The sequence below is a fragment of the Haloferax sp. ATB1 genome, assembly GCF_000730175.1.
In genome coordinates this window covers 1-23,292 of sequence record NZ_JPES01000118.1, presented here as the reverse complement: position 1 = coordinate 23,292, position 23,292 = coordinate 1, and the positions used below count along the sequence as shown (strand labels likewise).

At 65.1% G+C, this 23,292-nt stretch carries 15 protein-coding genes and 4 pseudogenes; 10 read left to right on the top strand and 9 right to left on the bottom strand.

The features are described 5' to 3' along the window. From ATB1_RS19395 to ATB1_RS19385, 3 genes are all read right to left on the bottom strand, one after another. Positions 1–203, bottom strand: a 203-nt coding sequence (locus tag ATB1_RS19395) for a DegT/DnrJ/EryC1/StrS family aminotransferase (RefSeq protein WP_042666611.1), incomplete at its 3' end; no start/stop codon positions are given. Beyond that, a complete protein-coding gene (locus tag ATB1_RS19390; protein WP_042666609.1) occupies positions 200–775 on the bottom strand; it encodes an acyltransferase in 576 nt (191 codons plus the stop codon). The genes ATB1_RS19395 and ATB1_RS19390, both read right to left, overlap by 4 nt. Before the next feature lie 182 nt (positions 776–957). Further along, on the bottom strand, positions 958–1,545 hold the full coding sequence (locus ATB1_RS19385; RefSeq protein ID WP_042666607.1) for a metal-dependent hydrolase: 588 nt from the start codon (positions 1,543–1,545) through the stop codon (positions 958–960). A 366-nt stretch (positions 1,546–1,911) separates the two neighbouring features. On the opposite strand from ATB1_RS19385, the gene ATB1_RS19380 reads away from it, so the two are divergent. From ATB1_RS19380 to ATB1_RS19370, 3 genes are all read left to right on the top strand, one after another. Next, positions 1,912–2,991, top strand: coding sequence for a DUF354 domain-containing protein (locus ATB1_RS19380; protein ID WP_042666614.1), 1,080 nt, complete (start codon positions 1,912–1,914; stop codon positions 2,989–2,991). Positions 2,992–3,222: 231 nt separating this feature from the next. Then, complete coding sequence (locus ATB1_RS19375; RefSeq protein WP_042666613.1) at positions 3,223–4,281, top strand: glycosyltransferase family 4 protein; 1,059 nt, start codon at positions 3,223–3,225, stop codon at positions 4,279–4,281. Between the two features lie 118 nt (positions 4,282–4,399). Next, positions 4,400–5,314 (top strand): DUF106 domain-containing protein, encoded by a 915-nt coding sequence (locus ATB1_RS19370; protein WP_042666605.1) that lies wholly within the window; start codon positions 4,400–4,402, stop codon positions 5,312–5,314. A 126-nt stretch (positions 5,315–5,440) separates the two neighbouring features. Here the strand turns inward: ATB1_RS19370 and ATB1_RS19365 are convergent. Next, a pseudogene (locus ATB1_RS19365) lies at positions 5,441–7,290 on the bottom strand (asparagine synthase-related protein). Positions 7,291–7,592: 302 nt separating this feature from the next. Here ATB1_RS19365 and ATB1_RS19360 point away from each other — a divergent pair. Further along, positions 7,593–9,394, top strand: a pseudogene (locus ATB1_RS19360) (hypothetical protein). A gap of 219 nt (positions 9,395–9,613) precedes the next feature. Here ATB1_RS19360 and ATB1_RS19355 read toward each other — a convergent pair. After that, positions 9,614–9,940, bottom strand: coding sequence for a NifU family protein (locus ATB1_RS19355; protein ID WP_042666603.1), 327 nt, complete (start codon positions 9,938–9,940; stop codon positions 9,614–9,616). 451 nt (positions 9,941–10,391) lie between these two features. Between ATB1_RS19355 and ATB1_RS19350 the strand changes: the two genes are divergently transcribed. Further along, positions 10,392–11,912 (top strand): lipopolysaccharide biosynthesis protein, encoded by a 1,521-nt coding sequence (locus ATB1_RS19350; RefSeq protein WP_042666602.1) that lies wholly within the window; start codon positions 10,392–10,394, stop codon positions 11,910–11,912. Positions 11,913–12,366: 454 nt separating this feature from the next. Next, positions 12,367–15,111 (top strand): hypothetical protein, encoded by a 2,745-nt coding sequence (locus ATB1_RS19345; RefSeq protein WP_042666600.1) that lies wholly within the window; start codon positions 12,367–12,369, stop codon positions 15,109–15,111. 186 nt (positions 15,112–15,297) lie between these two features. Here ATB1_RS19345 and ATB1_RS19340 read toward each other — a convergent pair whose 3' ends face one another. From ATB1_RS19340 to ATB1_RS19330, 3 genes and pseudogenes are all read right to left on the bottom strand, one after another. Further along, the gene (locus tag ATB1_RS19340; protein WP_198526156.1) at positions 15,298–16,281 is read right to left on the bottom strand and encodes a DUF1616 domain-containing protein; all 984 of its coding nucleotides are present in this window, start codon (positions 16,279–16,281) and stop codon (positions 15,298–15,300) included. 136 nt (positions 16,282–16,417) lie between these two features. After that, positions 16,418–17,561 (bottom strand): annotated as a pseudogene (locus ATB1_RS19335) (glycosyltransferase family 2 protein). A 322-nt stretch (positions 17,562–17,883) separates the two neighbouring features. Further along, entirely contained in the window at positions 17,884–19,140 is a 1,257-nt protein-coding gene (locus tag ATB1_RS19330; RefSeq protein WP_042666596.1) for a polysaccharide deacetylase family protein, read from the bottom strand. 397 nt (positions 19,141–19,537) lie between these two features. Here ATB1_RS19330 and ATB1_RS19325 point away from each other — a divergent pair, with 397 nt between their 5' ends. The 4 genes and pseudogenes from ATB1_RS19325 (at position 19,538) to ATB1_RS19310 (ending at position 22,500) form a co-directional block, all read left to right on the top strand. Beyond that, on the top strand, positions 19,538–20,968 hold the full coding sequence (locus tag ATB1_RS19325) for a twin-arginine translocation signal domain-containing protein (RefSeq protein WP_042666594.1): 1,431 nt from the start codon (positions 19,538–19,540) through the stop codon (positions 20,966–20,968). Between the two features lie 141 nt (positions 20,969–21,109). Next, positions 21,110–21,385 (top strand): hypothetical protein, encoded by a 276-nt coding sequence (locus ATB1_RS19320; RefSeq protein WP_042666593.1) that lies wholly within the window; start codon positions 21,110–21,112, stop codon positions 21,383–21,385. After that, positions 21,382–21,813, top strand: coding sequence for a type II toxin-antitoxin system VapC family toxin (locus tag ATB1_RS19315; protein WP_042666591.1), 432 nt, complete (start codon positions 21,382–21,384; stop codon positions 21,811–21,813). Before ATB1_RS19320 ends, ATB1_RS19315 begins: the two co-directional genes overlap by 4 nt. 244 nt (positions 21,814–22,057) lie before the next feature. Then, a pseudogene (locus tag ATB1_RS19310) lies at positions 22,058–22,500 on the top strand (hypothetical protein). Between the two features lie 30 nt (positions 22,501–22,530). Here the strand turns inward: ATB1_RS19310 and ATB1_RS19305 are convergent. After that, positions 22,531–23,292: ATP-grasp domain-containing protein (locus ATB1_RS19305; protein ID WP_042666589.1), on the bottom strand; the 762-nt coding region annotated here is incomplete at its 5' end.

The following is a 23,292-nucleotide window of genomic DNA, read 5'->3' as shown; positions in this document are numbered from 1 at the left end:
GCGTAGAGCGCGGCGTGGAGCGCCGTCGTCCCGTTCGAGGTGGCGACGCCGTGGTCGGCCCCGCAGTAGTCGGCGAACTCCCGCTCGAAGCCCCGAACCTCGGGGCCGTCGGCTATCATGCCGCTTTCGAGGACGGCCGCGATTCGGTCCCGTTCCGCCGCCCCGAGCTGGGGCGCGGCGATTGAGATGTGGTCTGCACTCATCGTCGTATCCTGTTTTCTCCCCGCAGTTGCTCCGGTAGCTCGCGGTGGACGGCGGGGACGCCCACGGCGAGGGTTCGCGGCGGCACGTCGTTCACGACGAGCGCGCCGGCGGCGACAAATGCGCCCTCACCGACTGTCACCCCGGGGAGAAGCGTCGCGTTCGCGCCGATAGAGGCGTGGTTCTCGATTATCGGCCCGACCAGTTCCGCGTCGGCGCGGACCGGGTAGGGGTCGTTCGTCATCACCACGCCCGGACCGACGAACACGTCGTCGCCGATGCGGGTGTTGGTGGGGATGTAGACGTTCGTCTGGATGCTCACGCGCGACCCGATGGTCGTGGTGCCGTCGACGACCGTCTCGGTCCCGAGAAGCACCTGGTCGCCGATGGTCGTGTGCTCGCGTACGAGGACGTTGTGGCCGGTGATGAAGTCGTCACCGATGGTCACATCGTCGTAGATGATGGTTCCGGCACGGATCCGCGCTCGGTCGCCGATGATCGGGTCGTCGCCGTCACCGTAGCCGATGGTGACGCCGTCGTCGACGTGGGATTCAACGCCCACCTCGGCGCTCATCGTCGTCCACCTCGCGTCGGTCGCGCTCCATCGACTGTCTGTGTCGACTCGGCGGACGGCCGAATCGACTGGAAAATCTGGAATTTCATATCATGTCGGCGGGGAGTCTGCCTGCCTTAGCGAAATTCAGTCTCGGTGAGGGCTTTGTTATGGAGTGATTGCCGCCCGAAATCCGGTCGCAGTCACTTCGTAACGCTGCGGCGGATTCCGGTCACGGAGCGCTTGAGAAGCTCCACGCCGGGCGCGCCGTCGCCGAGCCAGAGCCAGACGGCGCTCCCGAGCAACGCGAGTTCGAACGCGACCAGCACCCACGCCTCGGGTCGGCCGAGGAAGACGACGAAGCGGCGCAGGTAGAACCACGTCTGGGAGAAGAAGCCGCCCATCGACGACTCGCTGCCGTGGGACAGCGGCCAGAGGAACGCCCGAATCACGTCGTAGTTCCCGAAGAAAAAGCCGTTGTACAGCAGGTCCGCGGGGATGTGCGAGAGGTAGCCGAGGGCGAAGGCGACGCCGACCGTCGCCGCTCCGTAGCGCCGCGCGACGACCACGACGAGTATCGAGACCGGAACCGAGACGAGAATCGAGTGCGCCATTGAGATACCGCTTGGGAGGATGCCGAACGACCACGCCAGCGGCTTGTCGACGAGGTCGGGGAACTGCGTTCCGAACAGCACCGCCAGCGCGGCCCAGCCGTCGAGCTTTCGGTCGGTCGCTCGCGCCCACAGCGAGACGAGGATGTAGCCGACAGCGGCGTGTTCCCACGGGAACATCAGCGGTCGCTCCCGGTCGGTCGGCCCGTCGCCGGGTCCGTGCTGGCGGTTCGTCGTCGCGGGGTGAGAGTGGGGATAGGCGTCTGAGACATCTGATTTGTGGGGCGCATCGGGGGTCGGCTTGGAGGACGTTCCGTTCGCGTCGAGTGTGGACTGCGTCCGTCCACGGCGATGCGAACACGATTTTGGCGAAACGGCGCGCGAGCGCCCGGTCAGGGAACCCGAGTGCTCGTCCGGGTTTTGTTATGGCGACTGTAACTGCCTCGTGGCGATTTTCGCGGCCGGAAGTCGGCGTGGATTCGAGTGGCGGCGGCGGGTAGACGCCGTATAACTACTCCCGCGGGGCGCGTGGAACTGCCAGAGAGTATGCGATACCTGTTCTTCACCAACACGCCCGCACACGTCCACCTCTACAAGTACGCCGTCAGAGAGCTTCAGGCGATGGGTCACGACGTGCTCGTCCTCGGCCGCGACTACGGCTGTACCAAGGACCTCCTCGAGTACTACGACCTTCCGCACGAGATTTACGGCTCTTGCGGGACGACGAAGTACTCGCTTTTCAAGTCGCTCCCGTTCCACTACGTCAACATCTTCCGGGCCGTGCGGCGGTTCAAACCCGACCTCATCTTCGGGATGGGCGGCTACGCGGCCCACGCCGGGGCCGTCTCGCGGACGCCCGTGGTCCTCCTGCTCGACTCCGAGCCGACCTCGTTGGACCACGTCGTCTCCCGGCCGTTCGCCAAGGCGATTCTGACGCCCCACACCTTCGGGAAGGACCTCGCGGACAACCACTACCAGTTCCGCGGGTTCAAAGAGACGGCGTACCTCCACCCTGACGTGTACGAGCCTTCGGTGGACATCCGGGCCGAACTCGGCCTCGACCCCGACGAGCAGTTCGTCGTCGTCCGGTTCAACGCGTTCGGCTCGCACCACGACGTGGGCCACGGCGGGTTCACCCCCGAGCGCCGCCGCGAACTCATCGAGATGCTGGGCGAGCGCGCGACTGTCTTCGTCCTCGACGAGAGCGAGGAACGCCGCGACGGTGACCTCGACACCCGGCCGTTCGACTTCCATCCCGCGCTCGTCCACGACGTGCTCGCCGAGGCGAACCTGCTCGTCGCCGACACCCAGACCATGGTCACCGAGGCGGCGCTCCTCGGGACGCCAGCAATCCGGTCGAACTCCTTCGTCGGCGACGACGACATGGGCAACTTCGTCGAACTCGAACGGCAGGGGCTCATCTCCAACCTCAAATCGTTCGACGACGTGATGGCTCGCGCCGAAGAACTCCTCGCCGACGACAGCGCGAAGGCCCGCTGGGCCGACAAGCGCGACGCGTTCCTCGCGGACAAGGTCAACCTCACCGATGTCATCGTCCAGGTGGCGCTGAACTACGGCTCCGTCGAGACGGTGGACTCGCTGACGCGACACACCGTCCCGGCGTAGTCGATGCCGTTGCGCCACTAGCTGACCTCACGCCGCCGGCGGAATCGAAGCCCCACCCGCTGCTTCTGTCCGCCCCCGAAGACGGTCAATCGACCCATAACTAACCGCCGAACCGTCCAATTTTCGCGCATCGACCGGCGCGCGCCCGCGCCCGCCTCGACGCGTCCCGTGACTCGAAATCGGAATCCGCGATTCCCCGACCACGACCCGCAGAATCACCAGAACCAACCCATGAAGCCCAAGCAAACACTCCTCATCGTCGGCCCGAAAGGCACCGGCGGCATCGACCGATACATCACCGAACAGCGTCGGTACCTCGAAGACCGGATGGACGTGCGCGTCTACACGCGCTACACCGCGCCGAAGGGCGAGGGGCTCGAACTCGCCGCGCGAATGCTCCTCTCGTCGCTCATTGCCGTCGCCCTGTTTCCCTTCCAGCGACGCCCGGACATCGTCCACGTCCACTCGTCGCACACCTACTCGTTCTACCGCGCGGCGTTCTTCGCCCTGTTTTCGAAGTACGTCTGGCGCGTCCCCGTCGTCCTCCACATCCACGGCTCGTCGTTCGACGACTTCCTCGCCACCGACTCGCGGGTCGTCCGCCGACTCCAGTCGCTCGTCTTCGACGCCGTCGACGACGTGGTCGTCCTCTCGGAGTACTGGCGCGGCCTCGTCTCCCGACTCGCCGGCGAGGAGAAAGTCCACGTCATGGCCAATGCCGTCGAACCCGCGGAGTACGACCCGACGTACCCGACCGACCCCGTCCACCTCGTCTTCGTCTCGAACCTCATCGAGCGCAAGGGTATCCGCGAGTTCCTCAACGCCGTCGAGATACTCGAATCCACGCCCGGTCTCGACTTCGAGGTGAGCATCGGCGGCCGCGGCCCCCACGCCGACCGCGCCGAGGCGGTCGCCGCCGCCCACGACAACGTCTCGTACCTCGGATTCCTCTCCGAGGAGGACAAGCGCGACCTCATCAGCCGCGGGACGGTGTTCGTCCTCCCGACCTACGCGGAGGGGCTTCCAATCGCCATGCTCGAAGGCATGGCCGGCGGCAACGCCATCGTGACCACGCCCGTCGGGAGCATCCCTGAGGTCATCACCGACGACCGCGGGATTCTCGTCGCGCCGGGCGACGCCGAGGAGTTGGCCCGGGCGCTCGCGCGACTCGTCTCCAACCCCGAGGAGGCAGTCCGCATGGGCCGGACGAACCGTGCGGTCATCGAGGAGCGCTACTCGTGGCAGTCGAACGCGGACGAGCTGGTGGCGATGTACGCTGAGGCGGCGTAGCGTCGGGGCTAGTCTCTCTTTTCTCTGAAACCCCGCGGAGACGCGCTCTTCTCGATGTTCGCTTCGGCGGTCGTCAACGGAGTCAGCTTTTTAATGTTAACTCATCTACAGTTACTGGATGGACGACACTGCACTCGAATCGCTGGTGCGGGACGACATCGGTGGTCGGGCGCTCGCGAGCGTCCTCGCGCACGCTGAGCGCGGCGATGGAACTGTCACGTACGACGCTGTGAGCGATGCTGTCGACGCTGGGACGTGGGGTCGGCTGCTCAGGACTGGCGTGCTCGTGCCCGCCGACGACGTGTTCGTGGTCGACGACCCGCCGGCCGTTCGGGACGCACTCGCCGACGCGGGTATCGAGGTCGGCGCCGCGACCGCTCAGCCCGCCCCGACGACTGACGAATCGGCGTGGAGACCGGTCGACAAACTCGCCGGAGCGGGCGCAATCACCCTCGTGGCCGGCTATCAGGTGCCAGCCATCAAAGCGGCGATTGTTGGTCCGATGGACCTCGTCCTCGGGCCGCTCGCCGGGGTGCTTCCGTTCCCGCTGCTCGTCGTCGTTCTCGCGACGGCGGTTGCGCTCGTCTCGACGGGCTTCCGTCGCCGGTTCCTCGACGAGGACGGAATGGACGCACAGAGAGAGCAGATGCAACGGATTCGAGAAAAACTCAGTACCGCGAAGCAGCGCGGGGACGATGCCGCCGTGGAACGTCTCACCGAGCGTCAGCAGGAGCTGATGCGAGACCAACTCGGGACGATGAAAAACAACCTCCGGCCGATCGTGTGGTCGATGCTCATCACGGTGCCCGTCTTCCTCTGGCTCTCGTGGTTCGTGATGAACCCCGCAGGAGCCATCGTCACGGCCGCGCCGGTGATTCCGATAGCCGACCGCATCATCTGGAGCGCGCGGTTAGTCGGACCGATGCAAGTTTGGATGGTGTGGTACTTCGTGAGTTCACTCGCCTCCAACCTGTTCGTCAAGCGAACAGCTAGCCGGCTGTTCGACCAGAACACCGCCCAAACCCCCGCCTGAGGAACGCAGTCGGTGGTCCCCAGCACGCGTCGCGTCGTCCGTCTCCTAGCGTTCTGACGCGCTCCGTGTCCGATAGTCCGACCGAAAAAGAAAGCGTGCAAAGCGTGCTGAGTGGCTCGTCCAGCCTCAGTCGGCCGGTTGCGGCGCGTCTTCGGCTTCCGTCGCGCTCGCTGCACCCTCACCGACGCCGCGGCCTTCGCGGTCGATGTATTTGCGGACCCAGAGTTCGCCGGTGATGATGCCGGAGATGGCGCTCATGTGCTCGGCCTCGCCCGTGAGTTCCTCGCGCTGGAGACGTCGAATCTCGTCGGCGTCGAAGTACGGGCGCTCGCAGGCGGAGTCGAGCAGGTCGTCGATGCGCTCGCGGAGCGCGCGGTTCGTCCGGTACCAGTCGCCGATGGTCGAGCGGCCGCCGTAGGTGTGCACGTCGCCGACGAGGCGCTCGCGGATGCGGTCGACGGAGGTACCGACGACGAAGCCGGCGGCGTGTTGCCACATCGGGCGCGCCGGCGGAACCTTCGTCCGCTCGTAGGGAATGTCCGCGAGTCGGCTGTCGAGGCGACGGACCAGTTCGACCTTCGGGTAGGCCGTCCCCGCGGGAATCTTCCCGTTGGTGAACGGAATCGAGCCGACGCGGTGCGAGAGGGGCATCCGCGTCACGGCCCGGAGGAACTCGGTGTCGCTGAAGGGGACCCGCGTGCCGGCCTGACTCTCGGCGATGGGGTTGCTGGCGAAGTCGCACCGCGGGAAGTAGTTGCGGTAGTAGCAGTCCATCGCGGTGCTGTAGAGGTCCGGCTGGTCGCTCTTGCGAACCTCCTCGCGGTAGGTCGTCATCGGGTCGAACTCGGTCCGGAGGAGCCGGCGGGCGTCGTCAACGTCGATGCGGTGTTTCGCGCGGTAGAGCGCCGCTTCGGGGGATTTACTTCCCTCGACGGCGGCCCGGCCGATACCGTCGCCCATCATCCCGCCCTGTCCGCAGCCCTCGATGAGCACGTCGGGCATGTCCTCGATGTTGAACACGTTCGCGAGGTTGACGAACGTCGAGAGGCCGACCATCCCGCTGGTCAGTTGGACCGACGTGTCGAGCGAGTCGACGAGCGCGTTCGACTCGACGGGCACGCGCCTGTTTTCGAGGCCGAGCACCTTGGAGACCTTTGCGGCGAGTTCGAGGTTGCTCCCGTTCGCGGGGTTCGAGTCGTAGGTGTAGGTCGTGAGGTCGTGGTAGCGGCTGAGTTCGCCCGCCATCGAGCGGCTGTCGAGGCCGCCGGAGAGCCACAGGCCGATATCGCCGTCTATCGTGTCGGCCATGTCGGCGATGACGTCCTGATAGGCCTCGGTGAGGTCGTCGAGGTAGGAGTCGTCGGCGCTCTGTTCGAACGTGTGGTGCCAGTACGCCTCGATTTCGGGGCCGGCGTCGGCCCGGTAGTCGAGGACGGACCCGAGGGGAGGAACTTCACGCCCTGCACGAGCGTCTTGTCGCCCCAGACGTGCCCGATCATGAGCAGGTCGCTGATGGCGCGCTCGTCTACCTGTGGGTCGTCGAGGAGGGTCGTCAGCGCACCGACCTCGGTCCCGAAGGCGAACGGCTCGCCCGCGACGTAGAAGCACTGTCGCGTCCCGAGTTTGTCGCTGGCGAGCACGACGCGCTCGTCGTCGCCGTCGACGCCGACGACGAGGAACGAGCCGTCGAGTTCGGGGAGGAGCGCGTTCGGGTCCTCGAACAGTCGGGCGAACAGTCCGTCGGCGTCGAGGTCGAGTTCGTCGAGGTTCGTCACCGCGCCGTATATCGCCCCCACGCGCGAGCCGTCCTCCCAGACGGTACAGCCCTTGGAGTCTCTCGCGCCGTGGTGGAGGACCGAGACGCCGAAGCGGCCGGTCGACCGCGTCGCCGACTCGTACCAGTCTTCGTGGTGGAGTTCGGCCGCGCAGGCGTCGAGCGTCGCCGCGTCGAGCGCGCCGCCGACGAAGCCGGTCATCGAAGACCCTCGCGTCCGGTTCGCTCGGCGGTCTGTGGCGTGACTACTGTGAGTAACATCGTTGCCCGATATCCGCGTGCGTCGGGTTTTGTTATCACGCGCCTATACGTCCCGGAGACAGCGTCGAGACCGGTCGAACCGACTGGAACCGAGGTTCGAACGGGTCTCTGCCTCGGATGGCCCCTCGACGCCCGACTCTTTGGTTGCTGACCCCCCGAGACGCGGGGAAGAACGTCCATACCGTCCGCAGACACCGATTACATTCTCAATAACAAACTACGCTACTCGCCTTCTCTCACGGGATGAAGCAACGCGATTCGCGGCTCACGAGAACACTCCTCCTCGTCGGATTTCTCGCGCTAGCCGTCGGTATCCTCGTCGCTCGTGCGTCGCCGGCGCGCGCGTACGAGGTCTCGATTTACCAGTCGACTCCGGCAGTCTTCTGGGTCGGCGTGGCGGTGGCGGTACTAACCTCGTTGGTCGTGGTCGTTCGCGCCCCGAACAGTCGGTTCGCAGTCGGTGGCGTGGGTCTGGCAGCCCTCGCGATAGCCGCGGTCTCAGCCTTCCGCTCGTCCGGGAGTACTACTTCTACGGGTTCAACGACTCGTTGACGCACCTCGGCTGGGCGAAGTCGCTCGCCTCGGAGACGCTGACGCCGCTCGAAATCGTCTACCCGAGCGGCCACGTCTCCGCTGGGATATTCAGCGCCGCCCTTGGCGTCGAAATAACCACCGCGATGATGCTCGTGGTGTTTTTCATCTCGGTCGTCTACCTCGTGTTTGTCCCGCTTCTCGTCTCGCTCATCGTCCCCGACCGCCGGGCGGTCCTCATCGCCGTATTCTCGGCGCTGTTGTTCCTGCCGGTGAACCTCAACGGGTTCAAGCTCATGTTCTTCCCCTATTCCCTGGCGTCGTTCCTCGGACTGGTGCTTCTGTACCTCTTCTTCAAGCACCAGTTCTCCGGCACCGACGCCGTCGAGAGCCGGTGGCGCGGTCACATCACGCCCGTCTCCGTCCTGTTCGCCATCGGGACGGTCGCGCTGGTGTCGTACCACCTGCAGGTCGCCGTCAACTACCTCGTGTTGTTCGTCGTCGCCGCGGCCATCCAACTCGTCCAGCGCTGGCGGACCCCGGACGCCGTCGCCGAACAGCGACCGGTGTACGGCCTGACGCTCGTCTTCACCGTGGCCTTCGTCTACTGGCTGACGCAGTACACCGTCGGTTTCTCGACCGGCGGCCTGTTCATCGAGGGGTTGCTCGGAATTCTCTCGGGGAGCTCTGAGGCCGGCTCGGCCATCTCCCAGCGCACCGGTTCCGTCACCGCCGTCGGCGGCGGCATCCTCGACGTGTTCGTGAAGCTGTTCCTCGTGAACGCGGTGTACGCCCTGATAACCTTCGGCGTCTTCCTCGGCGTCCTGTTCGGGCGTCTCCCGCAGCTGTCGGCTCAGGGCCGGAGCATCCTGCGGACGCTGACGTTCAGCCTCGTCGTGTTGGTGCCGTACTTCTTCGCACACCTCCTCGGGGTCATCTCGGAGACGAACTTCTTCTTCCGCCACGTCGGCTTCGCGATGATTCTCGCGACCGTCGTCGGGAGCGTCGGGCTGTTCTACGCGTTCGAGTGGCTCGTGGGGACGAGCTACTGGTCGAAGTACGGGCGGGCGGTCAAGGCCGGCACGCCCGTCGCGACGGCGCTCGTCATCGGGCTCACGCTCATGGTGATGTTCCCGTCACCGTACATCTACCTCCCTTCGAACCACGTCCCCGCCCAGCAGATGGGGGCGTACGACACCGCGTTCGAGATGTCCGACGAGGACATCCGATACGTAGGTATCCGCGGGAACCCCGACCGCTTCGCCGAGGCGCTGCCCGAGCGAACCACGCCGGCGCTCGGCTTCACGACGCCGGACGAGGCACTCACCGACCTGCCGAGCTACTACGACGGCCCGCGGTATCTGATGGTCTCGAAGACCGACTACGATCGTGAGGTGGTCGCGTACCGCGAACTCCGGTACTCCGCGGCGAATCTCACGGCCGTCCAGAACCAGCCCAACGTGAACCGCGTCATGGCGAACGGCGCGGCCGACCTCTACTACGTGTCCGGGTAGCAGCACGGAGTCCGATTTCTCGTTTCACGCCGACACCGGTGCCGGTCCCGTCGATTCCGTGGTGTTCGCCGGTGCTGCCGCTGTCTCTCTCTCGCTTGGTCCTTCGTCCACTTCGAACCGGAGACGTCTCTCTCGATTCGAGTGCGTCGCGGTCGCGTCACGGTCTCCACCGGGCCGCGGGGTCAGAAAAACGGGGAGGGAAGTCGACGACCCACTGGCTCAGAACGGCGGGTTGTAGTCCTCGTACTCTTCCATCTGTTCCATCTCGTCGGTCTTCGACGGCATCACGGCTGCTCGCGGACCGCTGGCCTGCCGCACGGTTACCTCGGAGACGTCGTCGACTTCGTCGGCAATGCGCTGTTTGATGGCCTTCATCGTCATCGGCGCGATGCCGCATCCGGAGCACGCGCCGCCGATGGCGATGGTGACCTCGCCGGTCTCGTCGTTCACGTCCTCGATTTCGAAGTGCCCGCCGTGTTCCTGAATCTGCGGGACGTTGTTGCTCAAGTAGTTTCGGGTCTGCCGTTCGAGTGATTGTGCGCTCATAGGCGTTCGTCGATACGTGCCCATTTGTAATAAATCTGGGCTATTAGGGGTGCCTAAATACGGGCGATTCAGAGCTTGTAAAGCTATTTTTAGGCCACACGAACATTCTGAGATGAGATTCCTATCATTTTTCGAGCACCCTAAAACACCGCGATTTTCAAATTCCGTGTCGGCACGAATATCCCTCTCGCTCATCGGCATGTGCGGAAAGTTGCCACACGGCTTTGGACCGCTGACTCGGTCTCGCCGCTCTTCGCCTCCCAGCGCTTGACCGCTCGTTTCCCCCTCCGTCAAACAGCGCCTAATTTTCGCGGCCGCGGGAACCGCGACCCCGCCGGAATCCAGTAGCGAGTCAATAATTAATCGGCTCCTGAGCCGATGTGTAGCCGAGTGTTACCGTTCGTGAATACGCCGGGTCTCCGCCGAAGCGGCGACCCGCGAGGTGCGTTCGATGAGAGATAAGATTCGCTCGGTTGTCCGGACGATTCGTCGCCGGTTCGTTCCCGGAGACGACGACAGCGACCTCGCAGAGCGGACGGTGAAAAGCGGGATGTGGGTGTCGGCGATGAACGTCCTCGACCGGGTGCTGAAGGTCGTCATGTTCATCGTCCTCGCGCGGTTGCTCGGCCCCGAGGCTATCGGGCTGATGGGTATCGCCTTGCTCACGATCTCGGCGCTTCTGAGCCTGACGAACCTCGGAATCGACGCCGCGCTCATCCAGCGCGTCGACGACGACGTGGACGAGTACCTGAACACGACGTTCACGCTCGAACTCCTCCGCGGCCTGCTGATGAGTTCGATTCTCTACTTCGCGGCCCCGTCGCTCGCCTCGCTGTTCGGCGAGCCCGCCGCGCGGGACCTCATCCGCGCCATCGCCCTGGTCCCGATTTTCCTCGCGCTGCGGAATCCGGCGATGGTCTACTTCAAGAAGGACCTCGCGTTCCACAAGGAGTTCGCCTACCGGGTCAGCGGGACGACGGCCTACGTCGTGGTCGCGCTCGGCTACGCCGCGGTCAGCCCGACGGTCTGGGCGCTCATCTTCGGCTACCTCGCCGACGCGAGCGTCCGCTCGGTCGTGACCTACTTCCTGCACCCGTACCGCCCGCGCCCCGCGCTGAACCGGGCGTACGCAGCCGAACTTATCGGCTACGGGAAGTGGGTCACGGGCTCGTCTATCGTCGAGTTCCTCTACGGACAGGGCGACGACGCGGTCGTCGGCTGGCTCCTGACGGCGACCTCGCTCGGTTACTACCAACTCGCCTACCGCATCTCCAACGCGCCGGCGACCGAAATCGCCGTCGTCGTCTCCAGCGTGATGTTCTCGACCTACTCGAAGCTCCAGGAGGACCAACGCGCCCTCCGCGAGGCGTTCTTCAGCACCTTCCGGCTCACGGCGTTCGTCGCCTTGCCCATGTCGGTCGGCATCTACCTCGTCGCGCCCGCCTTCGTCGGCGCGTTCCTCGGCGAAGACTGGCTCCCGATGGTGCTCGCCATGCAGATTCTCGTCGCCTACGGGCTCTTTCGGACGCTCTTCGCGACGTTCAACCCCGTCTGGCGCGCCGTCGGCCGCCCCGATGTCCAGACCAAACTCGGCTTCCTCAGGGTCGCCCTGCTCGCGATAGCCATCGTCCCCGCGACGAGCGCCTACGGCATCGAAGGGACCGCCCTCGCGGTCACGGGTATCCTCGCGTTCCCGATGGTCCCGCTCTACGCGCGCGAAATGAAACGAACGCTCGGCACGACTTACCGCCGGTTCCTCCGAGAGCTCTCGTACCCCGTCGCTGCCAGCGGCGCGATGGCGCTGGCGGTCCTCGCGGCGCAGAACCGCGTCGGGTCGCCGCTCGTCGAGTTCGCGGTCCTCGTCGCTATCGGCGTCGTCGCCTACGCCGTCAGCGCCGCGTCGCTCATGACGCTCTTCGACTGGCGGGTCAAACAGAACCTCCGAGAACTCGTCTCCGTGATGTCCAAGTGAGGGCGGCGTTCGGCCGACTCGTCGGGCCCGACGAGTGGTCGATTCGACTGACTCTCATTGCTAGCTGAACCTTCGACGTGAATCAAACCTATCAGAACTCCGTCAGAAAGTGTGGGTGTGGTGAAACGAACGCCCTCGCAAGGTTCGGTGGGAGCGTAATTACCAGTTCATAGATTGATTATCTGGCGAGGAGAGACGTTTCACGGAGTGGTTCTGATTCGACACCGCATGTCGATTTGCTCGTATAGTATTGATTAAGTGGTCGTTTTCGACCGCCAATATGGCGATATATACATATTTAGTTGATATTTTTTTGGGAGAATATAAGGTGTGTCTCTGGAATGCAACTGGTAACTAACTGGCTTCTATCCGAATCAAACCCGCACGTAATCGTAGCTAATCCGATTATACCTCGCAATAATGATTATCACCTTAACGAGGGCTTTCCTCGGGTATGGCACGACTAACCGATGGAGATGACGACGAATCTGCGGCGGATTCAGACTCCATCCTCGAATCGCAACTCAACAGGCGGAACTACCTCAAACTCGGTGCAATAGCCGCATCGACTGCCCTCTCTGCCGGCGTCGCGTCGGCTGCGTCTGGACCAGAGGAGCGCTTCGGTATCCAATGGGACCGCGTCGTCAACGCGGTGGACGACCTTGGAATGGACCCCAACGGAAACGAACCGATAGACAACCAACTCGATTCCGCGTACGAAAGCGGGACGCTCATCGAATTCCCTCCGGGTGAGTATCTCGCCACCGAGACGCAGTACTGGAACGACGACGTCTCCCGCTTCGGGATGGTCGGCACCGGCAGTTCCCACAAGGACGTGCAGTTCGTCTTCCCGTCGGGCAACAACGGCGAGAAGTACCGGTTCCTCGAAATCACGAGCGGGGACCACCACGTCCTGAAGAACTTCTCCATCCAGCAGACCGACGACGACACCACCACGGCGGACATCTGGATGATAAACGACGACGGCGGCCTCATCGAGGACGTCGAGTGGCTCGGCCGCACCCCCACCGACAACAACGCTCGCCGCCAGCTCCTCGCGTACGACTGTTCCTCCGTCGACGGCGTCAACGTCGCCCGCCGCGTCTACATGCGCGAGGGCGCCGAGCTTCCGGGCTACCCCGACGGCGTCGCGGGTATCCGCGTACAGGGCGGTTCCGTCGGCGAGATTCGCCTCGTCGACTGCCACATCGAACAACGCGGGTCGTCGTCGTTCCGCGCGACTCACACCCGCGGCGTCCTCCGCGTCGAGGGCGGCCTGTTCAAGAACAACGACAACACCAACATGCGCATCTCCGCGGGCGACCACCCCGACAAGACTTCGTGGATCAAGGGTGCGACCGTCATCATGGACGCGGACAACCTCAACGAGCACGCCCGCGACGGCGACAGCCTCGACAGTCCCGAGGGCCTCCGCATCGACTCCACCGGCAACGGCTACGCCGGCGTCCTCATCGAGGACTGCGACTTCATCTTCAAGTCCTGTCCCACCTCGCGCGGCATCGTCTCGTCGCCGACGTGGGCCGGCCACGGCGGTTTCACCCTGCGCAACTGCCGCATCCAGAACGACACGTCGGTCCAGACGATTCACGCCGACTCCGTCGACACCGACACCGCGGACAAGCCGTGGGGCGTAAACCTCGAAAACGTCTCCATCACGGGCAGCACGCGGTCTCAGCCCGCCGGCGCGGCGGTCTGCATCGACAACGACCGCAACGGCTCGACCGTCCAGAACAGCTGTATCCACTTCCCGAACGGCGACGTGGACGGCGTCCTCGTCAACGACGCCACGAACTGTGAGATTCTGGACTCGAACATCAACGTCTCCGGGCAGGCGACGGTGTTCAGCGGGGCCGACGTGGACACGAGCAACATCACGAGCAGCGACACCTGTCCGCTCCCGAGCGCCGACGGGAGCACTAGCGACGACTCGACAGATTCGACGACGGACGACTCGACAGATTCGACGACGGACGACTCCACGACGGATTCGACGACCGACTCGACGACCGAGCCCCTCCCGAACGAGATTCGCCTCGTCGGCACGGGCACGACGACCCAGTACGAGTTCACCGTGACGGACTCGCTGCAGGCGTCGGGCGACACCATCGAGGAGTGGGACGACATCTCCGGCGGCACCGCGACCGGCTGGATTACGACCGACGGCGTCGAGGACACCTACACGTTCTCCGGCGACATCGACTCGTTCTCGTTCCTCGAAGGCGAGTGTGAGATTTACGTCAACGGCGAGCAGGTAACCGAGAGTACAGTCACTGACGCCACGACGGACACCTCGACGGACGATTCGACGACGGACTCGACGGACGATTCCACGACGAACTCGACGAGCGACCTCTCGCACGAACTTCGCCTCGTCGGCACGGGTACCCAGACCCAGTACGAGTTCACCGTCAGCGACGCGCTCGAAGCCTCAGGCGACACTATCGAGTCGTGGGACACCATCGACGGCACCTCCGCCAGCGGCTGGATTACGACCGAGGGCGTCGAGGACACGTTCAACTTCGCGGGAAGCGTCACTTCCTTCGGCTTCGTCGAAGGCGAGGCCGAGATTTACGTCGACGGTGAGCAGGTGACCGAGAGCACGGTCACGGACGCCACGACGGACTCGTCGACCGATTCGAGCACGGACGACTCGACGGATTCGACGACCGACTCCACCGACAGCCAGAACGAACTGCGCCTCGTCGGCACCGGCGTCGAGACGCAGTACGAAGTCAGCGTCAGCGGCACGCTCGAAGCCTCGGACGACACCATCGAAGAGTGGGACGACGTGTCCGAAAGCTCCGCGACTGGGTGGGTGACCACCGAGGGTGTCGACGACACGTACACCTTCACGGGCACGATTACGTCGCTGTCGTTCCTCCAGGGCGAGGCCGAGGTCTACGTCAACGGCACGCAGGTCGACCCCGCTGTGTTCTCCCTGCCGAACACCCTCGTCGTCGATGGCGATGGCACGGAGACGACGTACGAGTTCATGGTCTCGGGCGACATCCTGAACGACCCGCTCGTCGGGCCGATTGAGAGCGACGACAGCGTCACCAGCGGCAAGGTGAAGGGCTCCGTCACGGACAACGTCGACGCCTTCCGGTTCTCGGGTGACATCAGGAAGATGAACCTGACCGGCGACGCGGCGCTGACGTTCGAAGACAACGACGGCTGAGACCGAGACGACGGAACGGCAGAACAGTAGACTGCGCGTCGCTCGTGCGGTGACGCCGCAGACAAAAGAGGCACCCAGTTTTTGCGTTTCGACGCGATTTTCCGTTTTTCCCCGCGCGTCCGAGCGACCGCCGTGTTCGGCGACGCAGTACGCCGAGGACCGAGTTCGGACGGCTGTACGACGCGGTTACGCCGCGTCGTCGCCGGCGGCCGCGTCTTCGGTCGGTTCCTCGGTCACGGTGAGCCAGACGTACGCCGAGCGGTACGCCGTGTCGGTGCTCGGCTCCGCCGGCGCGTCGCCCTCGTACAGGAAGTAGGTGAGCCGGAGGTCTTCGCCGGTCAGCGCCGGGGCGAACGTGTGGCGGGTCCGCCACGTCTCGCCGTCCGCGACGGTCTCCGTCCGCGACCCGAGCACCTGTCGCTCGACGACCGTCGTCTCGCCGTTCGTCCGCTCGACGCGCTGGAGTTCGGCCACGAGCGTGTATCTCGTCGCCTCCCCCTCGGCGTTCGCGACGGAGACGAACAGTTCGGTCTGCTCACCCACCGTCAGTTCCTCGGGGTAGTCGGCGGCGACGAACTCGCCGCCGGCGTCCTGCGTGAGAAGCGACAGGCTCGAATACGACTCGCCCGTCCCCGGTGCGACGAGCGCGTAGCTCAGGCTCGCGACGGCCAAGAGGATGGCGAACGCGAGCGCGACGTTCAGGAGCGAATCGACCCGCGAAGACTGGTCGAACGACCGGACCACGTCGGCGTACCAGCGCCGAATCGGGACGTGGAAGCGCTCTCCCTCGGGGAGCCGACGCCGCCGTGCCTCGCCGACGGCGAGGCCGACGACGATGATCGCCGACAGCGCGAGGAGGACGGGCGCGGCGTTCAGTCCGACGCCAGCCCAGAGGAGCGCCAGTCCGACGACCGGCAAGAGCGCGACGCTCATCCCGAAAGCGAGCGCAAATCGCTCCGTGAGGCTGAGGTCCGGCTGCCACTCGAACCGGCCGAACGACGGTCCCTCGGCCGGGTTGCCCGACGACCCGGCGGGAAACAGTGCGAGCAGCAGCGCGTAACCGGGAAGAAACAGGAGAATCGGGAGTCCGACGAGGGCCTGTACGGTCGGAACGACATCGAGGACCGCGACGAGGCTACTCGAAACGACGACGAGCAGCGCGAAGGGCACGTCTAGAGAGAGCTCACCGAGTGCCCGATTTAATCGTTCTTTGCTGTGTGATGTAGACCCCATTACCGGCTAGATGACGCGACTAGGCTGTTGTTATTGAGCGCCTCACCCCACGGCTTTCGGCGGTACGAGGTGACTAACTCCCTCCTCCTGCTATCTCGCGGCCGTCAGCGACTCTGTCGGGCTCTTTTTCGTTTCTCTCGTCGCTCTCGTCGGCACCGTCGACGCGGGACGACGGCTGTGCCCCGTTCGACGCGCCCCCCCGCTCGAACGACGTGGACGGCTCCGCCGCGACTCGCAACCGTTCGTTCTCGCGGCTGTCGAGGGCCATCGCGCCGCCGAGCGACCCGAAGCCGACGAGGAGTCCGGTGAGAGACTGCCGACCCGGCCGGTCCTTCGACTTCGACGCGACCCCACCGACCAGTCGGAATACGCCGGCGAGGGCGCTCACGACGCCGAGCGCGTAGAGGGCCGCCACCGGGTGAGACGCCGCCGTCGAGGTACCGAACGCGGAGCCGCCAGAGGAAGTCCCTGAGCAGGAGGAACGACAGCCCGGGGACGAACGTCGAGTACCTGATGCCGCTTTCTTCGTCGCCGTAGCGCGCGCGCATCGGCACGGTCGCGACGCGCTTTTCGGCGACGTTCAGGTTCACGAGCAGGTCGTTCAGGAAGCCGTACTGGTCGTACAGCCGGTCGAAATCCAGCTCCGAGAGCGCTTCCGCCGAGATGGCCGTGTAGCCGTTCTGCGGGTCGCGGATGTGCCAGTAGCCGCTGGCGATGCGCGTTAGCCCGGACAACAGGAGGTTGCCGAACAGCCGCCACGGCGGCATTCCCCGGCGGGTGTCGCGCGCGGCGAGTCGGTCGCCGACGGCGTAGTCGGCGTCTCCGTCGACGACGGGGTCGATGATGGCGGGCATGATGTCCGGGTCCATCTGCCCGTCGCCGTCCATCACGACGACGATGTCCATCCCGTCGGCGAGAGCGCGTTCGTAGCCGGTCTTGACGGCCGCGCCGCGCCCGCGGTTGACCGGGTGTCGAATCGGGACGACGCGCCCGTCGAGCGACGCGCCACCGTCGGCCGCGGCGACGACTGGTTCGGCCGCTCGCTCGTTCGCGCGCGCCGCGTGCCGCCGAATCTCCTCCCACGTCTCGTCGGTCGAGCGGTCGTCGACGACGTACGCGCGGTCGACGAACGCGGGGAGGGTGTCGACGACGCCGCCGACGAACCGCGCCTCGTTGTACGCGGGTACGACGACGCCGACGGCGTTACCGCGGTACATCGCCCCTCGCGTGCGACCCCTGTGTTGAACGCGGCGCGTCGACCGGTCCGCCGTCGTCGGGCGTGTCGTCCCGCGGCGGCGAATCGAGTTGGAGAGTGCGTAGGAACATCGATACTTCGACCCGCTGATTGGGCCGTTCGGGTCTTTGTTAGTCGTCAGCAACACGTATGTAACGCCGAATTTCAGGCGTTTAGGACGGTTAGAACGGCTGTCTAACGTTCACGAAACCGCGACTAATCGAATCCGTATCACGTTCATCGAGACTGTCTCGAAAAGCAGCATGTCGCCGTACTCGGGCCGGCGTGCCGGGCGAATCGCCGCGTCAGATGGAGTTTCGGATCGAGTCCCAGTAGCTCGACGCGGTGACCACGTCCAGCCCGAGTTCGTCGACGTAGTCCATCGTCTCGGCGAACGCCGCCGGGCTGACGGAGCGCCCTTTCCCCGTCACGTCGTGGTACATGAGCACCGCGAGCTGGTTGTACTGGGCGGCGAAGTCGAGCGCCCTCTTCGCCTTCTGCACGTCGTCGCCGTCGGTCCGGCCGACGATTTGCGGGTCGGATATCGCGCCGGTCGGCCCCCCGACGGTCACGAACCCGAGGTAGTGGTAGTCGCTCGCGGCATCGAGCGCCGACTCGTTGTACCGGCCGTACGGCCAGATGATGAAGTCGGCCCCGCGTTCGAACCCGTTTTCGACGAGCCACGCCTTCGACTCCCTGATGCTCGCGCGCTGGTCGGCCGGCGAGAGGACGCGGAACGAGTCCGATTGCTGGGGGTGGCTCACCATGTCCCACCCCGATTCGACCATCTCGTCCATTCCCGACCGCGGGATGCGGTGGCTCGACCCGACGGTCCACGGGATGACGCCGACCACGCCGGGGAAGCCGTGAGACTCCAGTATCGGATACGCCGTGTCGTACTGGCTCCGGGTGTTGTCGTCGAACGTTATCATCACCGACCCCGCACCGGCCCGCGGTTTGGCCCGGAGCGAGTCAACGTAGAACCGCGCCGTCGTGCCGCCACCGGTGTACAGCTGGATGCTTATCTCGGTGACGTTCGTCAGGTCCGGTGACCCGGTGACGCGCTGCGGTCCGAGGTCGAGGCGCTGCCAGCCGGCCTTCCAGATGTGCCGACCGAGGAGTAGCGTGTTGTCGTAGTCGGGCGCGGCGAGGCGAACCATGATGCCCTCGGTGTCGGGCGTTTCGAGGTTGACGGCCAGCGAGAGGTCGGCGTCGGAGAGGTCGATACCGTCCTCGAACGTCCGGTAAATCCACACTCGCTCGTCGTCCGGCGTCGCTTCGAGGCGGAGCGACTGCGACCCGGAGTAGACGACGTCCTCTTCGACGGCGTACCGCCCTGCAATCGTCCCCCAGAGACGCTCGTCTTCGAAGTCGTCGACGAGCCATCCGACGTCTCTGAACCGCTCTCGGCTGTTGAACGCGACCGCCAGCGGGTCGCCCGCCGCGTCGACGCTCGGGTCGTCGTATCTGAACCGCGGAGTCGGGACCGGCGGCTCGCTCGTCGCGGTCGCTTCGGGAGTTCCGGCCGATTCACCGCCCCTCGCGACGCAGCCACTGAGCATGGCGGCGCTCAGTCCAAGATATGAACGCCGTGACAGATTCATGCAGACAACTGTCGCCACGAGTGGATAGTAATACGACTCGTAATTTCCGTAGGCACGGACTGACGGCGTCGGGAACCGCGAATGTCACCGATTTTGACTCGTCGTTTCGAACAGTCTCTCACCTCGTTTCGCCGCCGCCGACCCGCCTCGACTTCGCGGCTTTCGCCCCGTAACCCGCGGTTACACACCGTTTACCAATCACCTTCCCGGTCCAACTGACGGGAAACATGTGCAACCGACGTCGGTCCCTCTCTCTCCAACTCCCGTCTCGCCTTTCGAGACAACCCGACCCCGACGCTCGACGGACGCTCGACAGTCACCGGGGACGCCCCGAGCGCACGGAGGTCCCCCGCCGGTGAAGCGCAGAACCTACCTGAAGACGCTCGGCGCGGTCGGCGTCGGTGCCGCGCTCGCCGGCTGTAACACGCCGGACGAGGAGACGCCGACCGAGACGCCGACAACCGAGGAGACGCCCACACCCGAACCGGACATCACCGTCTTCAACGCGGTCGAGGACCTCGGGATGGACCCGACGGGTCAAGAGCCGGTCGACGACATCCTCGACGGGGCGTACGGCGACGACACGGCCGTCGAGTTCCCGCCGGGCGACTACCTCATCACCCGCGAACACGACTGGGACCGCGGCGTCTCGAACTTCCAACTCGTCGGCCTCGGCGACTCCCACAAGGACGTGCAGTTCGTCTTCCCGCCGGCGGACCCCGGCGAGCGGTTCCGGATGCTCCGAATCACGAGCGGGGACCACCACGTCCTGAAGAACTTCTCCATCCAGCAGACCGACGACGACACCACGAGCGCCGACATCTGGCTCGCCAACGACGACGGCGCACTCATCGAGGACGTCGAGTGGCTCGGCCGCACCCCCACGGACAGCCACGCGCGCGACCAACTGCTCCTCTTCGACTGCACTTCGGTAGAGGGCGTCAACGTCATCCGCCGCGTCTACATGCGCGAGGGCGCGGCGCTCCCCGGCTACCCGAACGGCGTCGCCGGGATTCGCATCACCGAACGGTCGGTCGGCGAGATCAGGATGATAGACTGCCACATCGAACAGCGCGGGTCGTCGTCGTTCCGCGCGACCCACACCCGTGGCGTCCTCCGCGTCGAGGGCGGCCTGTTCAAGAACAACGACAACACCAACATGCGCATCTCCGCGGGTGACCACCCCTCCAAGACCTCGTGGATCAAGGGCGCGACCGTCATCGTCGATGCCGACAATCTCAATGAGCACGCCCGTGAGGGGGACAGACTCGACAGCCCCGAGGGCCTCCGCATCGACTCGACGGGCCACGGCTACACGGGGGTTCTCATCGAGGACTGCGACTTCATCTTCCGGTCGAGTCCGTCCTCACCGGGCATCATCACCGCTCCGACCTACGGAAGCCACGGCGGGTTCACGATGCGCAACTGTCGCATCGTCAACGACACGGGCGTCCAGACCATCTACGCGGGACCCGTTGACACCGACATCGCGCGGGAGCCGTGGGGGATGGTCCTCGACAACGTCACCATCTCGGGGGCGTGCGAGAGTCAGCCCTACGGCTCTGCGGTCGTCGTCGACGAGAACCGAAACGGTTCCCGCATCGTCGATAGCTGTATCTACCTGCCGAACGGCCGAGTCGGCGGCGTGCTCGTCAACCGCGCGTCGAACTGCGCCGTCGAGTCCACCAGCATCAACGTCAGCGGTCCGCCGACCCGGACCCGCGGCGTCGAACTCCTGCTCGATAACGTGACCTACACCGCGACCTGCGCGTTCCGCGACGAGTGAGCGGTCGGTGAAGGCATTGCCGGAGTCCTCAGTCGCCGTCAGCTTGTCGTGACCGCGCTGGATATCGCATGCGGACCGGTCCGTATCGCGCCGGTCAAAACAGTAGCAACCCTTACCCAGTAGTATGTTCTACCAGCGAACATGGCCACGTCGGTGAAGATGGACGACGACACGAAATCCCGTCTCGAACGGCTACAGGCCGAGATTCGGCTGAAGACCGGGAAGCGAGTGACGCAGCAGGAAGTCTTGGCGCGGCTCGTCGAGAACGCCGTCGAGTCCAAGGCTGATCTCATCGACTCGTTCCGCGAGAAGCGTGTTCCGCTTTCGGAGTCCGAGCGCGAGCAGTTCCACGACGGGATGGTCTCGTCCGGCGTCACGACGACCGAAGAAGACATCGACGACGTGCTGTACGGATGAGCGTCTTCGTCGATACCGGCGTGTTCTTTGCGCACCACGATACGGATGCCGACCGACACGACCAAGCGGTCAGCGCGTTCGACGACCTGTTCGACGGGGAGTTCGGACAGCCGTACACGAACGACTACGTTCTCGACGAGACGGTAACGCTCACGCGCGCCCGAACGGGTTCGTTCGAGGCGGCGGACACCGTCGCCAGTCGCATTCTCGGCGAGGAACCGTTCCCGAACGTGTTTGAGTTGCTTCACGTCGAACCGGACGACGTTCGGGCGTCGCTGGAGACGCTCCGTCGATACGAGGACCACGACCTCAGCTTCACCGACGCGACCATCGTCTCTCTGTGTGAGTCGCGTGGCATCGACGCCGTGTTGAGTTTTGACACGGATTTCGATGGGCTCGTCGACCGCATCGAACCGGGGTACCGCTAGGTTTCAACAGCGCCACGGCGAGCGCCGACCGAAAAAAGAGCGGTCCGCTCAGCGACCCCTGAAGTTGAGTCCCGGCGTCAGCGTGATACCGGTCCCTCGGGTCCGCTGCAAACTGAAAAATGTATCCGCAATAACATTTATCGGGATGTGCGCCGCAGTTCGACCTATGGTTCGGCTCTGTTATCGGTACGGTCCCGGACGGCTCCCGTACGCCGGGCGAAACGACGTCGGCGGCGGGATAGCGATGGCTGCAACCGGGTTGTTGGCAATCACCCTCTGGTTCGGTGCTGCGGGGCTGCTGACTCTCGTCGGCGCGATGAACGGGACACTCGGGTTCGTCTTCGGTCTCGGACTGGTGGCCGTCCCGGTAGCGATACCGACCTCGTTTATCGTGGGCACGCTGCTCTGGCGACGGCTGCGAGCCAACGAAGACCGTCAGTGGTACGGCGCTGTTTTCGGCGGGTTGACTGCGTTTGGGAGCCTCGTTACCGGCGCGTTCGCCCCCGCTCTCCTCGTCGCGTCTCGAACCTCGCCCGCGGTGAGATGGTCCTCCGAGAGGCAGCGGTCTTCATCGCCGTCACGCTGCCTGTGAGCGTGGCTTTCGCCGTTATCGTCGCCGGCTGGTTGGTCGTTCCACTCGGCGCGTTCGGCGGGTGGTATCACGAGCGTGCGAAGGCGTGCTCCTGACGAGCGCCGACCGAAAAAAGAGCGGTCCGCTCAGCGACCCCTGAAGTTGAGTCCCGGCGTCAGCGTGATACCGGTTCTCGGTTCTTCCGATTCGTCACCGCCACCGTCGCGGTCGGCGGTCGATTCCTCCGCGCCTTCGTCGTCGCCGCGGTTGAACAGCGCGTGGTGCACGTAGCGGGCGAAGGGGACCGGGTCGTCGAGGCGCGCGAGGTCGAATCTCGGCTCGCGGTAGATGGACGACGCGACCTCCCAGACGGTCTTGAGGAATGACGGGCGCTCGACGAGCGGCGAGTCGTCGCGGCGGACGCTCATCACGTAACCGAGTTCGCCCCAGAGGTAGTGGGTGCCGACGCCGAGTTCGTACCCCGGTTCGATGCGGTGTTTCTGCCCGGTCGCCTGCAGCCAGTAGTAGTACGGGAAGTCGGCCCCGGCGCGGACGGTCGAGGGGAGCGACTGCCACATCCGGGGGTTGATTTCGATGAGTTTGAACTCGCCCGTCTCGGCGTCCTTGAGGTACTCGATGCACGCGAGGCCGTGCCACTCGATGTGGCCGAGGAGCTTTCGCGCGACGGATTCGAGTTCCGGGTCGTACACCGAGGTCCGGTAGACGCCGCCGCCGCCGGTGTAGGAGTTCCCGCGAATCTGGAGGTGCTGGAACGTCGCCAGCGGTTCGCCGTGGTCGTACAGCGCCGCGAACATGAACTTGTCCTCGGTCGGGACGTAGTCCTGTACGATGGGGTCGTGTTTCATCTCGGCGAATATCTCGTCTCTGTCCGGGCGGTCGCCGGGTCG

Bases quoted from the DNA above. Each gene is read 5' to 3' on its own strand.
- ATB1_RS19350 (WP_042666602.1), top strand. From the start codon at position 10,392: ATGAGAGATAAGATTCGCTCGGTTGTCCGGACGATTCGTCGCCGGTTC.
- ATB1_RS19355 (WP_042666603.1), bottom strand. From the start codon at position 9,940: ATGAGCGCACAATCACTCGAACGGCAGACCCGAAACTACTTGAGCAAC.
- ATB1_RS19320 (WP_042666593.1), top strand. From the start codon at position 21,110: ATGGCCACGTCGGTGAAGATGGACGACGACACGAAATCCCGTCTCGAA.
- ATB1_RS19375 (WP_042666613.1), top strand. From the start codon at position 3,223: ATGAAGCCCAAGCAAACACTCCTCATCGTCGGCCCGAAAGGCACCGGC.
- ATB1_RS19315 (WP_042666591.1), top strand. From the start codon at position 21,382: ATGAGCGTCTTCGTCGATACCGGCGTGTTCTTTGCGCACCACGATACG.
- ATB1_RS19390 (WP_042666609.1), bottom strand. From the start codon at position 775: ATGAGCGCCGAGGTGGGCGTTGAATCCCACGTCGACGACGGCGTCACC.
- ATB1_RS19380 (WP_042666614.1), top strand. From the start codon at position 1,912: ATGCGATACCTGTTCTTCACCAACACGCCCGCACACGTCCACCTCTAC.
- ATB1_RS19345 (WP_042666600.1), top strand. From the start codon at position 12,367: ATGGCACGACTAACCGATGGAGATGACGACGAATCTGCGGCGGATTCA.
- ATB1_RS19330 (WP_042666596.1), bottom strand. From the start codon at position 19,140: ATGCTCAGTGGCTGCGTCGCGAGGGGCGGTGAATCGGCCGGAACTCCC.
- ATB1_RS19370 (WP_042666605.1), top strand. From the start codon at position 4,400: ATGGACGACACTGCACTCGAATCGCTGGTGCGGGACGACATCGGTGGT.
- ATB1_RS19385 (WP_042666607.1), bottom strand. From the start codon at position 1,545: ATGTTCCCGTGGGAACACGCCGCTGTCGGCTACATCCTCGTCTCGCTG.